At 50.9% G+C, this 15,349-nt stretch carries 13 protein-coding genes; 6 read left to right on the forward strand and 7 right to left on the reverse strand.

Translation table 11 applies throughout. The features are described from left to right. Positions 1-16 precede the first annotated feature (16 nt). Positions 17-2,077, forward strand: coding sequence for an AsmA family protein (locus tag SK35_RS01035; RefSeq protein WP_048215343.1), 2,061 nt, complete (start codon positions 17-19; stop codon positions 2,075-2,077). Between the two features lie 83 nt (positions 2,078-2,160). Here the strand turns inward: SK35_RS01035 and SK35_RS01040 are convergent, their stop codons facing one another. The 3 genes from SK35_RS01040 to SK35_RS01050 all read right to left on the reverse strand — a co-directional run bounded on the left by SK35_RS01040 (position 2,161) and on the right by SK35_RS01050 (position 5,790). After that, complete coding sequence (locus SK35_RS01040) at positions 2,161-3,483, reverse strand: MFS transporter (RefSeq protein WP_003023312.1); 1,323 nt, start codon at positions 3,481-3,483, stop codon at positions 2,161-2,163. 334 nt (positions 3,484-3,817) lie between these two features. After that, positions 3,818-4,819 (reverse strand): inner membrane protein YhjD, encoded by a 1,002-nt coding sequence (gene yhjD, locus SK35_RS01045; protein ID WP_048215344.1) that lies wholly within the window; start codon positions 4,817-4,819, stop codon positions 3,818-3,820. A gap of 71 nt (positions 4,820-4,890) precedes the next feature. After that, positions 4,891-5,790, reverse strand: a complete 900-nt coding sequence (locus tag SK35_RS01050) for a LysR family transcriptional regulator (RefSeq protein WP_048215345.1) — start codon at positions 5,788-5,790, stop codon at positions 4,891-4,893. Positions 5,791-5,909: 119 nt separating this feature from the next. Here SK35_RS01050 and SK35_RS01055 point away from each other — a divergent pair, with 119 nt between their 5' ends. Beyond that, positions 5,910-6,668 carry an SDR family NAD(P)-dependent oxidoreductase gene (locus SK35_RS01055; RefSeq protein WP_048215346.1) on the forward strand — a complete coding sequence of 253 codons (759 nt, stop codon included), beginning with the start codon at positions 5,910-5,912 and terminating at the stop codon, positions 6,666-6,668. A 371-nt stretch (positions 6,669-7,039) separates the two neighbouring features. Continuing rightward, entirely contained in the window at positions 7,040-7,645 is a 606-nt protein-coding gene (locus SK35_RS01060; RefSeq protein ID WP_003827446.1) for a helix-turn-helix transcriptional regulator, read from the forward strand. Between the two features lie 15 nt (positions 7,646-7,660). Here SK35_RS01060 and SK35_RS01065 read toward each other — a convergent pair whose 3' ends face one another. Both SK35_RS01065 and SK35_RS01070 read right to left on the reverse strand, forming a co-directional pair. Further along, positions 7,661-8,011 carry a glycoside hydrolase family protein gene (locus tag SK35_RS01065; RefSeq protein ID WP_048215347.1) on the reverse strand — a complete coding sequence of 117 codons (351 nt, stop codon included), beginning with the start codon at positions 8,009-8,011 and terminating at the stop codon, positions 7,661-7,663. 86 nt (positions 8,012-8,097) lie between these two features. Next, positions 8,098-8,637 (reverse strand): GNAT family N-acetyltransferase, encoded by a 540-nt coding sequence (locus tag SK35_RS01070; protein ID WP_048215348.1) that lies wholly within the window; start codon positions 8,635-8,637, stop codon positions 8,098-8,100. Between the two features lie 167 nt (positions 8,638-8,804). On the opposite strand from SK35_RS01070, the gene SK35_RS01075 reads away from it, so the two are divergent. Further along, the gene (locus SK35_RS01075) at positions 8,805-10,394 is read left to right on the forward strand and encodes an STY4199 family HEPN domain-containing protein (protein ID WP_032945303.1); all 1,590 of its coding nucleotides are present in this window, start codon (positions 8,805-8,807) and stop codon (positions 10,392-10,394) included. Positions 10,395-10,421: 27 nt separating this feature from the next. Here the strand turns inward: SK35_RS01075 and SK35_RS01080 are convergent, their stop codons facing one another. Next, positions 10,422-12,071 (reverse strand): alpha,alpha-trehalase, encoded by a 1,650-nt coding sequence (locus SK35_RS01080; RefSeq protein WP_003827453.1) that lies wholly within the window; start codon positions 12,069-12,071, stop codon positions 10,422-10,424. A 427-nt stretch (positions 12,072-12,498) separates the two neighbouring features. On the opposite strand from SK35_RS01080, the gene SK35_RS01085 reads away from it, so the two are divergent. Beyond that, positions 12,499-13,893 carry a cytochrome-c peroxidase gene (locus SK35_RS01085; RefSeq protein ID WP_048215349.1) on the forward strand — a complete coding sequence of 465 codons (1,395 nt, stop codon included), beginning with the start codon at positions 12,499-12,501 and terminating at the stop codon, positions 13,891-13,893. A 110-nt stretch (positions 13,894-14,003) separates the two neighbouring features. Here the strand turns inward: SK35_RS01085 and SK35_RS01090 are convergent, their stop codons facing one another. Beyond that, positions 14,004-14,726 (reverse strand): hypothetical protein, encoded by a 723-nt coding sequence (locus SK35_RS01090; protein ID WP_048215350.1) that lies wholly within the window; start codon positions 14,724-14,726, stop codon positions 14,004-14,006. A 191-nt stretch (positions 14,727-14,917) separates the two neighbouring features. Here SK35_RS01090 and SK35_RS01095 point away from each other — a divergent pair, with 191 nt between their 5' ends. Next, entirely contained in the window at positions 14,918-15,346 is a 429-nt protein-coding gene (locus tag SK35_RS01095) for a hypothetical protein (RefSeq protein WP_048215351.1), read from the forward strand. Positions 15,347-15,349: the final 3 nt, after the last annotated feature.

Here is a 15,349-nt window from a genome sequence, read left to right on the forward strand (position 1 = left end):
AGTAAGGAGGTTAGACATGACGAAAACAGGTAAAATAACCACTTCAGTAATAGGGGTTTTCTTGTTGTTGATCGTCGTACTCATTATTGTGATTGCGACATTTGACTGGAACCGGCTCAAACCGACCATCAACCAGAAAGTCTCTACAGAACTCAACCGGCCCTTTGCTATACGGGGTGACCTGGGCGTGGTTTGGGAACGCCAGAAGCAGGAAACTGGCTGGCGTAGCTGGGTTCCGTGGCCGCATGTTCATGCTGAAGATATCATCCTCGGCAACCCGCCGGACATTCCCGACGTCACCATGGTGCATCTCCCGCGCGTTGAAGCTACGCTCGCCCCGCTGGCACTGCTGACAAAAACCGTCTGGCTCCCGTGGGTCAAGCTGGTCAAACCCGATGCGCGGCTGATCCGCCTGTCGGAGAAAAACAATAACTGGACCTTTAACTTAGCTGGGGACGAAAACCGCGATCCTGATGCGCCGCCATCCGCATGGTCTTTCCGGCTGGATAACATTCTGTTCGACCAGGGACGTATCGCCATTAACGATAAGGTGACGAAGTCGGAGATTGAGATCCTGGTCGATCCGCTGGGTAAACCGTTGCCCTTTAGCGAAGTGACCGGCGCAAAAGGTAAAGAGAGCAACGCCCGCGTCGAGGACTACGTGTTTGGGCTGAAAGCGCAAGGGCGATATAACGGCGAACCGCTGAGTGGTAGCGGAAAAATAGGCGGGATGCTGGCGCTGCGTGGCGAAGATACGCCTTTCCCGATTCAGGCTGATTTCCGTTCGGGCAATACGCGCGTAGCGTTTATCGGCACGATAAACGATCCGATGAATATGGGCGGGGCGGATCTGCGGCTTAAATTCTCGGGAGATTCGCTAGGGGATTTGTACGATTTGACCGGCGTACTGCTCCCGGATACGCCGCCGTTTGAAACCGACGGACGTCTGGTGGCGAAAATTGACCCGGAAAAATCCTCTGTTTTTGATTATCGCGATTTCAATGGTCGTATTGGCGACAGCGATATTCACGGAACGCTGGCCTACACCACCGGTAAGCCGCGACCCATGCTGAAGGGTGATGTGGAATCACGCCAGCTGAGGTTGGCCGATTTGGGGCCGCTGATCGGGGTGGATTCAGGCAAAGGGGCGGAACGGGCAAAACAATCTGAACAACGCAAAGGTGAGAAGAGCGTTCAGCCTGCGGACAAGGTCTTGCCGTATGACCGTTTTGAAACCGATAAATGGAACGTGATGGACGCTGACGTGCGTTTCAAAGGACGGCGTATTGAGCATGGCAGTAGTCTGCCGATCAGCGATCTCTCCACTCATATCATCCTGAAAAATGCCGACCTGCGCCTGCAACCGCTGAAATTTGGTCTTGCGGGAGGCAGCATTGTCTCCAGCATCCATCTGGAAGGGGATAAAAAGCCGATGCGGGGACAGGCGGATATTCAGGCGCGGCGGCTGAAGCTAAAAGCGCTGATGCCCGATGTGGAACTGATGCAGAAAACGCTCGGTGAAATGAACGGGGACGCTCGGTTTAGCGGAAGTGGAAACTCGGTAGCGGCGCTGCTGGGTAACAGCAATGGCAACCTGAAACTGCTGATGAATGACGGCTTGATCAGCCGGAATCTGATGGAAATTGTGGGCTTGAATCTGGGGAACTATCTTGTCGGGCAGATATTTGGTGATGACGAAGTGCGGGTGAACTGCGCGGCGGCGAATCTGGATATTGTTAACGGCGTGGCGCGTCCGCAGATTTTTGCTTTCGACACGGAAAACGCAGTCATTAATGTCACTGGTACGGCGAGCTTTGCGTCGGAGCAACTGGATTTAACCATCGATCCGGAGAGCAAAGGGATTCGTATTATTACTCTGCGTTCGCCGCTGTATGTTCGCGGCACCTTTAAGAATCCGCAGGCTGGCGTGAAGGCCGGACCGCTGATTGCGCGCGGTGCGGTTGCTGCCGCATTAGCCACGTTAGTCACTCCTGCGGCAGCCTTGTTGGCACTGATTTCGCCGTCAGAGGGTGACGCGAATCAGTGCCGGACGATCCTGTCACAGATGAAGAAGTGATGTCTGGCCGGATGTTTATCCGGCCTGGATTTCATGTTCAACCCAGGCCGGATAAGGTGGTTACGCCGCATCCGGCAAAAGAATTACAACGACTGATGGCGGGTTTCGTGGGTCAACAGCAGTGCAATCAGCGTCAATGCCGCCATCGATGCCAGATACGTACCAACAGCCGCCAGACCATAATTTGCCTGCAACCATGCAGCGATGTATGGGGCAACTGATGCGCCGAGAATCGACGAAACGTTGTACGAGAACGACGCCCCCGTGTAGCGCACTTCGGTCGGGAACAGCTCCGGAAGCAGTGCGCCCATTGGGCCAAATGTCAGACCCATCAGGCTTAAGCCCAGCAACAGGAAGGCGAACACCAGCACCGGATTGCCAGAGCCGAGCAGCGGTTTAAAGGCAAACAGCGCAAACAGAATGATCAGCGTGGTGATGATAAGCATGCTCTTGCGGCGACCAAACGCATCGGCCAGCAGGCCCGCCACCGGTACCATGACGCCAAAACCAATAACCGCCATCATCAGCATCCACAACACTTCATTACGCGGCAGGCCAAGCCCTACGGGCGCTGCGGCGGTACTGAACGTCATCGAATAGACGGTCATGATATAGAACAACGTATAGGTCGCCAGCATGATGAACGTGCCGAGGATCGTCACGCGAACATGTTTTGTCAGTAGAGTACCCAGCGGGATTTTCACCTGTTTTTTCGCCGCGGCTACTTTGGCGAAGACCGGGGATTCATGCAACGAAACGCGGACGTACAGACCGATAATCACCAGCACCGCGGAGAAGATGAACGGTACGCGCCAGCCCCAGCTCATGAACTGTTCGTCGGTCAGCAGCCAGGAGAGCAGCAGAAAGGTACCGTTGGCGAAGAAGAAACCGATAGGCGCGCCCAACTGCGGAAATGATCCGTACAGCGCGCGTTTGCGCGGTGGCGCGTTTTCCGTCGCCAGCAACGCTGCGCCGCCCCATTCACCGCCCAGACCTAAACCCTGACCAAAACGCGCCAGCGCCAGCAGCAGTGGGGCGAAAATGCCGATAGTTTCATAGCCCGGCAGCAGGCCAATGACGACTGTTGAGATCCCCATGGTAAGCAGTGAAGCAACCAGCGTGACTTTACGGCCGACGCGATCGCCGAAATGTCCGAACACCGCGGAACCGATTGGTCGGGCCACAAAGGCGATAGCAAAAGTGGCGAGGGACTGTAGCGTAGCCGCGGTCGGATCCCCCTGCGGGAAGAAGATATGCGGGAACACGATCACCGCGGCGGTGGCGTAAATATAGAAGTCGAAGAACTCAATGGCGGTGCCAATGAGCGAGGCGACGACAACTTTATTGCGCGAGTTGACCGGGGTGTGTTCCTGTTCGTTGTCGAGTGTTGTGGCTGTTGCTTGCATAATATTTTCTTATTTTTGGCCGAACGAAAGGTCATATTACGCACAGCAAAAGAGACATTTCAATCTGTAACAAACTTTGAGATTGGTCAAAAACAGAGCAAAAAGGGGATAATTTTTAGGCTTGAGATTTCACTTCCATGAAATGCTTCACACAATTTAAAACTTGGATGATAAAACTGGTTTTTGGTTAAATAAAAGTTACGGGTTGGATTTATTCACTAAATCAGTGAGAGCGGGCGGCATTATAATTGCCGGATGGGGCTGCGCTTATCCGGCCAACAATACTCTCCCGTAGGCCAGATCGGCGCAGCCCAATCCGGCCAGTTAACAAAGATTAGCGGTGTGTTTTCCCCGGCATACGCGGGTCGTCTTTGTATTCCGCCGTGGCAATCCAGGCTGCGCAAAACAGGGTCAGACGAGCGAAGAAGTAGAAGAACGCCATCAGTCCAAGCACGGAACCAAATGCCGCGCCCGACGGCGACTGCACCAGTGATGGCAGCGTATACGTCATGATCATTTTGATGACTTCAAACCCCAGCGCCGCGATAAAGGTACCGCGTATGAGCGCTTTCTTACGCGGTCGGTGACGCGGTAGCCGCCAAAAAATCCAGAAGAACAGCAGGTAGTTGGCGAAAATAGAGATGGTCAGGCCGATCAGTCGCCAGGCGGGCTTCAGCCATTCGATACCGTCGAGATACAGCGCAGAGATAATCATCTGCTGGGCGGAACCGGCGATAGAGGTAATGGACAGAGTAACAATCAGCGCAACCAGTAAGCCAATCAAGGAAACAAAATCACGCAGATATTTGACCCAAATTTTTTCCTGATCCTGCGGCGTACGTTCCCAAACATCCCGCGACTGGGCACGAATCGCTTCGCGCAGGTTCCCCATCCAGTTAATGCCGGAATAGAGCGCGATACCCAGCCCAACCAAACCTACGGTCGTACGCTGCTGAACGGCGGTATTGATGGTGTTTTTAAGCGTAGAGGCGAGCGTCGGATCGCTGACGTTCAGCAGAATCTTGCTGAAGATATCCTGCAACAGCGTAGGGTGCGAAGCGAGAATAAAACCCGCGGCGGCAAACGACACCATCAGGATTGGGATCATCGACAGAAACGAGAAGTAGGTAATGGCGGCGCCAAACTGATTTCCCATACGATCGTTAAACCGCTCTGCGGCACGAATAAGATGGGCGATGATGGGCTGGCGTTGAATTTTATCAGCGAAGGTCAGCGCGGTTTTCAGCGCCTGGTTCGCTTTAGCGTTTTTCTCCGGCGCGGCGGAGGCTGATTTATGTTCTGGCGTAGGGTGTTTTGCGTCTTGTTCCTGCGTCATCCGATCGGTTGTCCTTATTTTGTTCACTCATGACATTATAGCCTGCTCAGGGGCGCATCCTGAAAAATGGACTAATCCACATAGTCTTTCATCACGCCAGTCAGCCATTCCATAAACAGATGTATCCGGCGGGAGAGGTTGCGCCGATGCGGATAAAGCAAAGAGACTGGCATTGGCTCGGCGCGATATTGCGGCAACACTTCGACCAGCGTACCGGCGCGCAGGGCATCACGCACGCCAACGCGCGGCACCTGAATAATGCCCAGACCGGCAAGGCATGCTGCGTGATAGGTTTCGGTACTGTTTACCGTTAGCATGCCGCCGGTTTTAACCCATTGCGTGCCGTTTTCTGTCGCCACTTCGAAACCTTGCGCACGCGTTCCCAAATTGACCGAGTAATGCACCACTGCATGCGAGGCAAGATCCTCCAGATTTTCCGGATAACCAAAGCGGGCGAGGTATTGCGGGCTGGCGCAGTTAATCTGCGTGAGTTTCCCCAGCGGGCGCGCAATCAGCCCTGAATCTTTCAGCGTACCTACGCGTACCACACAGTCGAAACCTTCGCGGACCAAATCCACCAGGCGGTCGCTGCTGCTGAGTTCGAGTTCCAGGCCCGGATACTGATGCAAAAAGCTCGGTAAGCGGGGCATCACCAGGTTTCTTGCTACACCGACCGGCATATCAACGCGCAGCTTGCCGCTGATGCTGGACGGATCGTGATGGAACAGCCCATCCAGCTCATCCAGATTACTCAACAGATCTTTCGCGCGTTCGTAATAGATCATGCCGTCTTGCGTGAGCTGAACGCGGCGTGTTGTGCGGTGCAACAATTGCGTGCCCAGATGATTTTCCAGAGCCTGGATCTGGCGCGATACGCTACCTTTAGGAAGTCCGAGGGTGTCTGCCGCGCGCGAAAAGCTCTCCAGTTCTGCGACGCGGATGAACAACTGCATTGCGTGAATTTTATCCATTCTCATGCCCTATTGTTGTTCTAAATGAAACAGTAATGCGCAGTTAGCAGTATTTATTGTTCTTCTATCACCTAATAAGCTTTGTCTCAATCTTCACAACACCTGAAATGAGGTTTCTTATGACGCAACGTATCGCATTGGTGACTGGCGGCGGCCGTGGACTCGGTAAGAACGCGGCGCTGAAGCTGGCGAGTAAAGGAATCGGTATTATCCTGACGTGGAACAGCAATGAAAAAGAAGCGCAGCAGGTTGTGGATGAAATACGCCAATCTGGCGGTAAAGCGGCGGCATTACCGTTGAATGTCGGTGATATTTCTACATTCCCTCAGTTTGTTCAACAGGTGCAGGGAACGTTACAAACGCAGTGGCAAAGTAACGCATTTGATTATTTATTGAACAATGCCGGGATCGGCATTAACGCACCGTATCCGGCATTTACTGAAGCGCAATTTGACCAACTTTTGAACATCCATTTTAAGGGCCCCTTTTTCCTGACGCAGAGCTTGCTACCGCTGATGAATAAAGGTGGTCGCATCCTCAATGTCTCGACCGGGCTTGCCCGCTTTGCGCTACCGGGTTACAGCGCATACGCAGCCATGAAAGGTGCGATGGAAGTGTTAACCCGTTATCAGGCAAAAGAGCTGGGAGAGCGCGGCATAACGGCGAATATTATTGCGCCAGGCGCAATAGAAACGGATTTTAGCGGCGGAAATGTGCGGGATAATGCGCAATTGAATGCGTACATTGCATCGCAAACGGCGCTGGGACGCGTTGGTTTGCCGGATGATATCGGCGATGCAATTGCTGCGCTGCTTAGCGATGAACTGGCCTGGATGACGGCACAGCGTATCGAGGTATCCGGCGGAATGTTCCTGTAAACCCATAAGGTGCTTATTCAACAGGTCACGGCATGCGTTGAATAAGCACTTAATGCTAGATTGTATTTTGTAACAGATTTATCCATTGTCGTAGATATCTTATTTTTAGCTAAAAATATAAAATCATATTAATTAATATTCATTGTCTTATCATGAGCGTCGAATATTAAGACTTTCCCTAATTTTCGAACCTGTTTTTGTTCCTTTGTATGATCCTTCGGGTTGAGCTGTAACTATTCATAACTTCTGCTTCTTTCTTCCCCATCTATCGGTAAAATGGCCCCCCGCCAAATGGTGACTTCTTATTTTACCCTATGGGTAATACCCTTCCGCATGTTAAGGCTAATATCCTATTCGGATGGAGATAAATAATGCAGGTAGTAATGTTTGACAGGCAGTCAATATTTATTCATGGAATGAATGTAAGTTTGCAGCAACGTATTCCAGGAGTGGATGTTCAGGGTGTCAGTCAGGCAGATGAACTTTGGCTGACGCTGGAAGATAAACCCGAGGCATTAGTTATATTGGATGGCGACCTTGATGCTGAGTTCTGCTGTAGCTTGCTGCAACAGATAGCAGAGCGCTTTGCGATGGTGAAGGTGCTGGTGACCGCAACGGACTGCCGTAAAAAATGGCTGCAAGAGGTCACTAAACTGAACGTGCTGGCCATTGTTCCGCGCGATTCTGACGCGGAAACCTTTACGCTGGCCCTCAATAGCGTCGCGATGGGTATGATGTTTATCCCCAGAGACTGCATAACCGCTACCGAAAGCGGTGGGCAAAATATCAGATTGCTCAGCGCGCGTCAGCGGGAGATTTTGACCATGCTGGCCGCCGGAGAATCTAATAAACAAATTGGTCGACTGTTAAATATCAGTACCGGAACGGTAAAAGCCCATCTTGAATCGTTGTACCAGCGCCTGGAGGTAAAAAACCGTACGCAGGCGGCAATGATGTTAAACAACACCATTTACTAGGAACATATTTCACAGTCAGAATATTTCTGGCTGTGAAATAAACACCGGCCAGATATTTTTAGCGCAAAATTGGGTAATTCCCACACTGAATATCCACGTAATTAATGCTTCCAGCTGAAACCTGTCTTTTATTTGCGTCATTTCCTTATGGATGAATGCCTCGCAGATCCTCATATCTGCGAGCAGCAATGTTTCTGCCTGCATCACCGTAATTGGGGTATCAAAGGATTCATTGGCGGTGATTTCGTGTCCGTAGCCAATGACCCAGATGCCTTTTTTGTCCTGATACTTTTCCAGCGACAGGCCCTGCCATTGCTTAATAAATGCAATACAAGCGGGCGTGAAATGCGTCGAACGCAGCGGCATAATAGTCTCTGTGCAAAGAGACCTATTCTAAAAAAAACACGCCGTTACGCTAGTTGCCTGACAGCCAGTATTTACCGCAAAACGACCTATGCCGTGGGCGGCTGATATTCCTGTTTTAACAGACCAAAAATCCAGTCATCGTGCCAGGTATGATGTAGCCAGTAGCTTGCGCGTAGCGTGCCTTCATGAATGAACCCGACCTTTTCCAACAGACGCCGTGAGGCTTCGTTTCCTGCGGTGACACAGGCGGTCAGTCGCCGCAGACCGCCGCTGGCAAATGCGTATTCACACACGGCATGCAGAGATTCAGCGCCATACCCTTTACCCTGCGCCTCTGGGGCGAGCAGAAAGCCAACCTCGGCACATTCATTGCTCTCCTGAATGTATCCGGTCACGCCAAGCGGTGCTCCCGATGTCTTATCGCACAGGAGCAGACATAGCCAGTGCGGGCTGCCGGGAAACCATTCAGGCAGGCGGGAGTCGAAGGCTGTCCGTATTTCCTCTTCAGTACGTGCGTCAGCGACAAAACGCATCACATCTGGGTTCTGCTGTAGCGTTAAGAAGAACGTCCAGTCATTTTCTGTCAGTGGGCGGCAGAGCAGACGTGATGTTTGCAGTACAGGCACAGGCTTATCTCCAGAATAATTTTCAATGATTGTGCGGAAGTCACTGTAAAACTTATTTATTTGCTATATGAATGTGTTCTAGTCTACATCGGCACAACGTTGCGTTTAAAAAAGATAATTACATACCATTGTGAGGCCGCACGTTTTGGGTCCTTTTAGGGAAGATGATGACCAATAGCGCGTTACAAGCGACATGTACACCCTTTGAACATTGTCTGGGGATTATCCGCCAGGCGTCGGTAGAAATATTACTGCTGCTAGGCGTACATGCAGCAGAAGGCAAAGACCCACGGTGGTTTCTCGAGCAACTGGATCAGGCACGACTGAATCTGGGCGGCTGGGGGGCTGTCGCCAGACGGTTGCAGATGAATGATGCGCAATTGAGCCAGTTCACTCTGCGGCTACGTCATCTTCAACAGAGTGTACCCCAATATGAAAATGGCCAGGACGTCAGTGAAAACCAGCTGATTTCAGCGCTGCGCTTTGTGGCTTCTCTGGAACAATTACGCCAGCAACAGCCCATCCTGAAGTATCAAACCGAAATTGCGCCTGTGGAGCCGGATGCTCAGATGCGGGCGCAGCGTCAACTTCGCGCAATAGAATTAACCCTCAAATCTCTGATTGCACGGGTATGGCCGGATCAACATCCTCTCAACAGCTTTCTGAAACAGCACTTTGGTGGTGAACGTCTGCGTCGCTGGCTAAAGTTGGGCGAAGGACGAGATGCGCTGGACGGTATGATGTTTAGCGAGCTGGCGCTGATGGTCGTCGATAAGAAATTATTCGTTCGCCACTTTACGCAGATTTTTAACGATACCTCAGTGCTCATGTCATTTGTTGAGCCGCGTATCACGCTACGCATGTTTTTGGATGATTGCCGCCTGGCTCGTAACTGCGTTATCGCGCAGCAGCCGCTGACGTCGGTACAACTGATGTTGCTGGACTACCAGTACCGACAGATAACTCATCCTGTGCAACGGGCATTTGAAGAACGGCGTACGCGCATTAATCCTGCGTCGTATCTGGAATCTGATGAGGCCATGGTCCGCCAGTTTTGGGAAACAGCAAAGCAAAAAGACGAGCAAGCGGGAGGCGATAAGCATGAAATCGCAGACAGTATTGATCCGCCGGAAAAGCGGGCCAAGCGCACTGCGGAAGAACGTGAACAGCTGATTTCCGGTATGTTGTGGGTAGCGGTCGGCGTGATGGTGCTGGCGATTTCGCTGGGTGCGTTCTGGTTATTCACTTCGCCAGCGCCACAGGCGTCTTCCGGACAATCCGTTGAAATTGTGCAGGAGGAACCGCGACGTGATGCCCCTAGCGCACGGGAGGCGGTGACCCGAATGGGCATCACCTGGGATGCCTTTAACATGCGGGCGGCTATCGATCGCAATGACACCCGCGTGACGTCACTGTTCCTACAGGGCGGGATGGACTGGAAGCTGGCGTGGACGGAGCAGGCGTTTTCGGCGGGCAATACAGAGGTGTTGAGACTGCTGCTGCGTTACCCTTCGCAGATGGATGAAAGCAAACCATGCCGACAGTTTATGACTACGCTCAGCCATGCGATGTCGAATGGGGCATCGCTCACTTCGCTGCATAAAAGTTATCTGCAAAGTTTTTGTTCCGTGCCTGCGGTCGTTGCGCGTCAGCAATATGATCTTGAGCAGGCCGAGCTGCGTGTTCGCGCCCAGCCAAGCCCTGAGAACAAGAAATGGCAGAAAATTCACGCCGAGCTGTACGATGCGATTAACTAAAAGCCTGATGACTCAGACCGTCAGCTGCTAGGGTTCGCCATACAAACCGATGAGTCGGCGCACCACGCCATTGGTCCAGCCAAAGCCGTCCTGCAACGGATATTCCCCACCGCCGCCTTCGCGCGGCGCTGCGTCGGCTATGTGGTATTTTTCGATAAGTTTGTGGTGTTCCTGATAAAAGAGATTCACCGTTTTCAACCAGTTACGGGCAATTTCATCCCCGAGATGGTCGTCACCGTACAGTTTGAAGCCCTGGATCGCCATCCACTGCAGCGGCGCCCAGCCGTTGGGTTTATCCCATTGTTCCCCGGTTTCATGCTCCGTGGCTAAAATGCCACCGGGCGTGAGCAGGCGACTGCGAACTGCGTTAGCAAGCCGATCGGCTTGTTCATGCGTTGCCATACCGACATACAGCGGCACAATACTGGCGGCAGAAAACAGGGCCATTTGTTCGCGCCGCCAGTCGTAATCGCGATAGCAGCCGTTTTCATCGTCCCAGAGATAGCGGTTTACCGCATCACGACGATCGCTGGCTTTCTGGCGAAACAGCGCTTCCGTTTCTTTGTCACCTTTCAGCGCGGAAATATTGGCGATAGTGCTTTCCAGCTTGTAGAGGAATGCGTTCAGGTCAATTGGGATGAACTGCGTGGTGCGTATGCTGGCAAGGCGGCCTGCGTCGCGCAGCCAGCGCGATGAATAATCCCAGCCAGAAGCCGCGCCCGCGCGTAAATCCCGATACACTTCATTGGGCGGGCGACCCGAATGCTTGGCGGTCTCGACGTCTTCAAGCCATGACTCATCGCGCGGCGTATCACGATCGTCCCAATAGCGGTTAAGTAGAGAGCCGTCCGACATTCTGATCACGTGGCGGTAGGCCTGGTTGAGTACCAGGGAATCGGCGCCATCCATCCAGAACGCGTACTCCATTTTTAGATGATCAAGGTAACGACGCGCGCCGCGTACGCCATCTTCTTCAAACAGCTCCACCATCAGGGCAAAAACGGGTGGCTGTGAGCGGCTCAGATAGTAAGTACGGTTGCCGTTCGGGATGTGACCATAGTTTTCAATCATCCAGGCAAAGTTATCTGCCATACATTTCAGCAGATCTTCGCGGCCGCTCTCTGCCAGACCCAGCATGGTAAAGTAGGAATCCCAGTAGTAGGTTTCGCTAAAACGCCCGCCTGGCACAATGTATGACTGCGGTAACGCCAGCAGCGAGGACCAGGGAATGTGATCCTGCGGCTCGCGCGTCAGCACCGGCCACAGTTGATCAATATGTTCTTTCAGCGAACTTTCCGGGTCAGAAACGTATTCGCTGGAGGGCGTTTCCGGGAGCCAGAAATGGTTCTCGACGAAGCGTCGCAGATCGAAGTCCCGATGGCGTTTAACCTTGCGATAGCGAATTAAAATATCGAGCGGGTCCATTTTGGGCGCACAATCTGGGAAGGTTTTACTATCCGCAAACAGTTTGGATGACTGGACGTGTTCGAACAGTTCGAGATAACGATCGGCAGGAGTTAACGCATCTGAAGCGGGAAGCCCTTCAATCATCTCCGGCTCAGGCTCCGCCTCAATCATTTCATCCAGCTTTAACTCGCACGGATCCATTTCATAAAGCAGATCGATGTCGATCGTCATTTCTTCAGAAGGGGCGTGGGGTAGTTTCTGGTTGAGCATAATGAGAAAGACCTCCGATGGACGTTGAAAGATTAAGGCTATTGCCCGGTCGTCAGTTAAGCGTAGACACTCGCTTCGGTGTCGGGTGAGTAAAGCGTGCGGTTGATCACGTTTTAATGCTGAGCAAAATTTAAAGAATCAGACTATCCCAATGAAAATAATGGATAATTCAAAGTTCTGCATGATCTGAATATATTCCATTTTCAGAGCATTCGATTGCAACGAGGTGTGAACAAAGACAGGTAGCGCCTTATCTCTATAATAGGCGCAGGCTATTCTATTGATAGTTCTCCTCCATGTAATTGCTTGATACTTATCAAAATAGTAATCCCCTTATTTCCTATGATGGTCAGGTCTGACAAAGACTGTGCATTAATTATTCTAATTTTTCTGGGTCACAATAACTCACAACGGTGAGGGTAAAATAATGAAAATCATTACCCGTCTTACCGCGATTGCCATAGCTGGCGTCGTGATTTGTTATTTTGGATTATCCGGTTATGTGTGGTATCACGATAATCAACGTAGCAAACAGGCTGATGTTCAGGCCTCTACGCTGGAAGAAAATAATAAGGTATTAGGATTTTTACGCGAAAAAGGATGCGATTATTGTCACACGCCTTCAGCTGAATTACCTTTCTATTCTTCTTTTCCTGTCGCTAAGCAGTTGATGAATTATGATATTCAACTGGGATACAAATCATTCAATCTTGAAGCCGTTCGTGCGGCGCTGGTCGCAGATAAACCCGTTTCGCAAAGCGACCTGAATAAAATTGAATGGGTGATGCAGTACGACACCATGCCGCCAACGCGATATACCGCGCTGCACTGGGCCGGGAAGGTCAGCGATACGGAGCGAGCCGACATCCTGGGCTGGATTGCGAAACAGCGTGAGCAGTATTACGCCAGTAACGATACCGCCGCGCAGCATCGTAATGAACCGGTACAACCGATACCAGAAAGTATCCCGACTGATGCCCGCAAAGTAGCGCTTGGCTTTACGCTTTACCACGACCCGCGTATTTCAGGCGACAGCACGATTTCTTGCGCGCATTGCCACGCCCTGAATGCAGGCGGCGTGGATGGCCGGAAAACGTCGATCGGCGTAGGCGGCGCCGTTGGCCCGATTAATGCGCCGACGGTGTTTAACTCGGTCTTCAACGTTGAACAATTCTGGGATGGTCGTGCGCCAACATTGCAGGCGCAGGCAGGCGGCCCGCCGTTGAACCCTATCGAAATGGCGTCTAAATCCTGGGATGAAATTATCCAGAAACTGGATAAAGATCCGCAATTGAAGCAAGAGTTTATCGCGGTTTATCCGCAGGGATTCAGCGGGGATAATATTACCGATGCGATTGCTGAGTTTGAGAAAACGCTAATTACGCCAAATTCGCCGTTTGATAAATGGCTACGCGGCGATGAAGCGGCGTTAACTGCTCAGCAGAAACATGGCTATCAATTGTTTAAAGATAATAAGTGTGCGACCTGTCATGGCGGTATTATTTTAGGCGGGCGCTCATTTGAGCCATTGGGTTTGAAAAAGGACTTTAATTTCGGTGAGGTCACTGCCGCAGATATTGGCCGCATGAACGTCACTAATGAATTACGTGACAAGCTGCGTCAAAAAGTCCCGGGCTTGCGTAATGTTGCGCTGACCGCACCTTATTTCCATCGCGGTGATGTGCCTACGCTCGATGGCGCGGTAAAACTGATGCTGCGTTATCAGGTGGGTAAAGAACTGCCGCAGGAAGATATCGACGATATCGTGGCGTTCCTCGAAAGCTTAAACGGCGTGTATACGCCATATATGCAGGGTAAATAACCTCTGGCGTTATCCAGCCTGACGCGTTTTGCAGGCTGGATGATTTTTCTCCATGAACCGGTATAACATGCCTGCTCGGTTACAACAGCACGTCGATATCGGGTGATGAGTTAAGCAATGTATTCCTCTTCTTCCTGCACATAGTTTGCTTGTGCTTGCGCAAATATTTCTTCAGAGGAAACGAGAGCATGGTACCCCTGACCTTCAGGTTGAATAACAATCTTCAACGATTGATAAAGGGGAACGCTGTTGTCTTTTTTGTTCTGGCCGATGACGGCACCGGGCGCAAAAGGCGCAACTGCACAAGCGAAAGCCTGAACCATTTTCTCGCGACTCGCGTAATGTGACTTCTTAATGCTGAGGGCGTTACTGATGATAGCGCTGTCAATCATTGTTCCGGTCAACCAGTCACATGATGAAGAGTAACCTGCACACCAGCGCAAACCACTTCCCTGAGTGTACTCTTTCAACAGCTGAGTTTTGGTTCCTGCAAAACACGATCCCAGCATCAACCCACTGATGTTATTGTCTGCGGCTTTTTCACTGACTGCTTTTAGAATATCTTTCAGCAAAATGCCGCCAATGTGTGATTCGCTACCATGCGCTGCGACGTAAACAATTGTATTGCGAAAAACCTGCATACACAGGCACTCAAGGGCAATTTCGAAACTCTTCTTATTGTAGAAATTCAGAAAATAGACCTCAGTGTCGCCCTGGAGTCTGGCGATTCCTTGAATAAATGGAACGACCGAAGAACGATTGGAATCATGGTCATCCAGTTTCCAAGGGGATTCAATGACCAGGATACAATTACTGCTTTTACTTTTTGGCATGAAATATACACCTAAGTGAAATTATTCTTTTTTGTTTGTGTAATAACTGTGTTTTTGAACTTTTATATCGTTACGCAACTCTGCAAATAACTGGATAAAAACGGTCTTGTTTCCAGGTAGCTAAACAGGTCATTTAAAGGTCCCTCTTATTTGTTATCTGTCCGGATAACGTCACAATTATTGGAATCTTTATGAACCTTAACGCTAAGCGTCAGGGGATTACCCCTTTGTGTTTGCAAAATACTCGTGAGAAGAATACTTTGCAACATCAAGGAGATAAATCCACGCAATTTGCTGTGAATGGCTTGCAAGAACACCAGCAATTCATAGATCAGCATATTCAGAGTCAGCCTGTAAAAGCGATATTCTTTCGCAGTAATTTAATTAATAGTAGTTTTAATAATATTCTTTTCGCAAATTTAACTCTGAATTGTTGTTATCTTGAAAATCTTATTTTTGAAGATTGTGTCATGCGAAATGTTTGGTTTTCATACTGCGTGATCGTACAGCCTGTGGTTCTACGACGGTGCAATGTGGCGGGAATGCGTCTACTGAATGTGCATCGGAGGATGTTTGTTTTTGAAGAGTGTACCGGTGTCGGGGAATTACTCATTTCCTGACAC

Source organism: Citrobacter sp. MGH105 (assembly GCF_001037485.2).
GTDB lineage: Bacteria > Pseudomonadota > Gammaproteobacteria > Enterobacterales > Enterobacteriaceae > Citrobacter > Citrobacter portucalensis.

Bases quoted from the DNA above. Each gene is read 5' to 3' on its own strand.
- SK35_RS01035 (WP_048215343.1), top strand. From the start codon at position 17: ATGACGAAAACAGGTAAAATAACCACTTCAGTAATAGGGGTTTTCTTG.
- SK35_RS01040 (WP_003023312.1), bottom strand. From the start codon at position 3,483: ATGCAAGCAACAGCCACAACACTCGACAACGAACAGGAACACACCCCG.
- yhjD (WP_048215344.1), bottom strand. From the start codon at position 4,819: ATGACGCAGGAACAAGACGCAAAACACCCTACGCCAGAACATAAATCA.
- SK35_RS01050 (WP_048215345.1), bottom strand. From the start codon at position 5,790: ATGGATAAAATTCACGCAATGCAGTTGTTCATCCGCGTCGCAGAACTG.
- SK35_RS01055 (WP_048215346.1), top strand. From the start codon at position 5,910: ATGACGCAACGTATCGCATTGGTGACTGGCGGCGGCCGTGGACTCGGT.
- SK35_RS01060 (WP_003827446.1), top strand. From the start codon at position 7,040: ATGCAGGTAGTAATGTTTGACAGGCAGTCAATATTTATTCATGGAATG.
- SK35_RS01065 (WP_048215347.1), bottom strand. From the start codon at position 8,011: ATGCCGCTGCGTTCGACGCATTTCACGCCCGCTTGTATTGCATTTATT.
- SK35_RS01075 (WP_032945303.1), top strand. From the start codon at position 8,805: ATGACCAATAGCGCGTTACAAGCGACATGTACACCCTTTGAACATTGT.
- SK35_RS01080 (WP_003827453.1), bottom strand. From the start codon at position 12,071: ATGCTCAACCAGAAACTACCCCACGCCCCTTCTGAAGAAATGACGATC.
- SK35_RS01085 (WP_048215349.1), top strand. From the start codon at position 12,499: ATGAAAATCATTACCCGTCTTACCGCGATTGCCATAGCTGGCGTCGTG.
- SK35_RS01090 (WP_048215350.1), bottom strand. From the start codon at position 14,726: ATGCCAAAAAGTAAAAGCAGTAATTGTATCCTGGTCATTGAATCCCCT.
- SK35_RS01095 (WP_048215351.1), top strand. From the start codon at position 14,918: ATGAACCTTAACGCTAAGCGTCAGGGGATTACCCCTTTGTGTTTGCAA.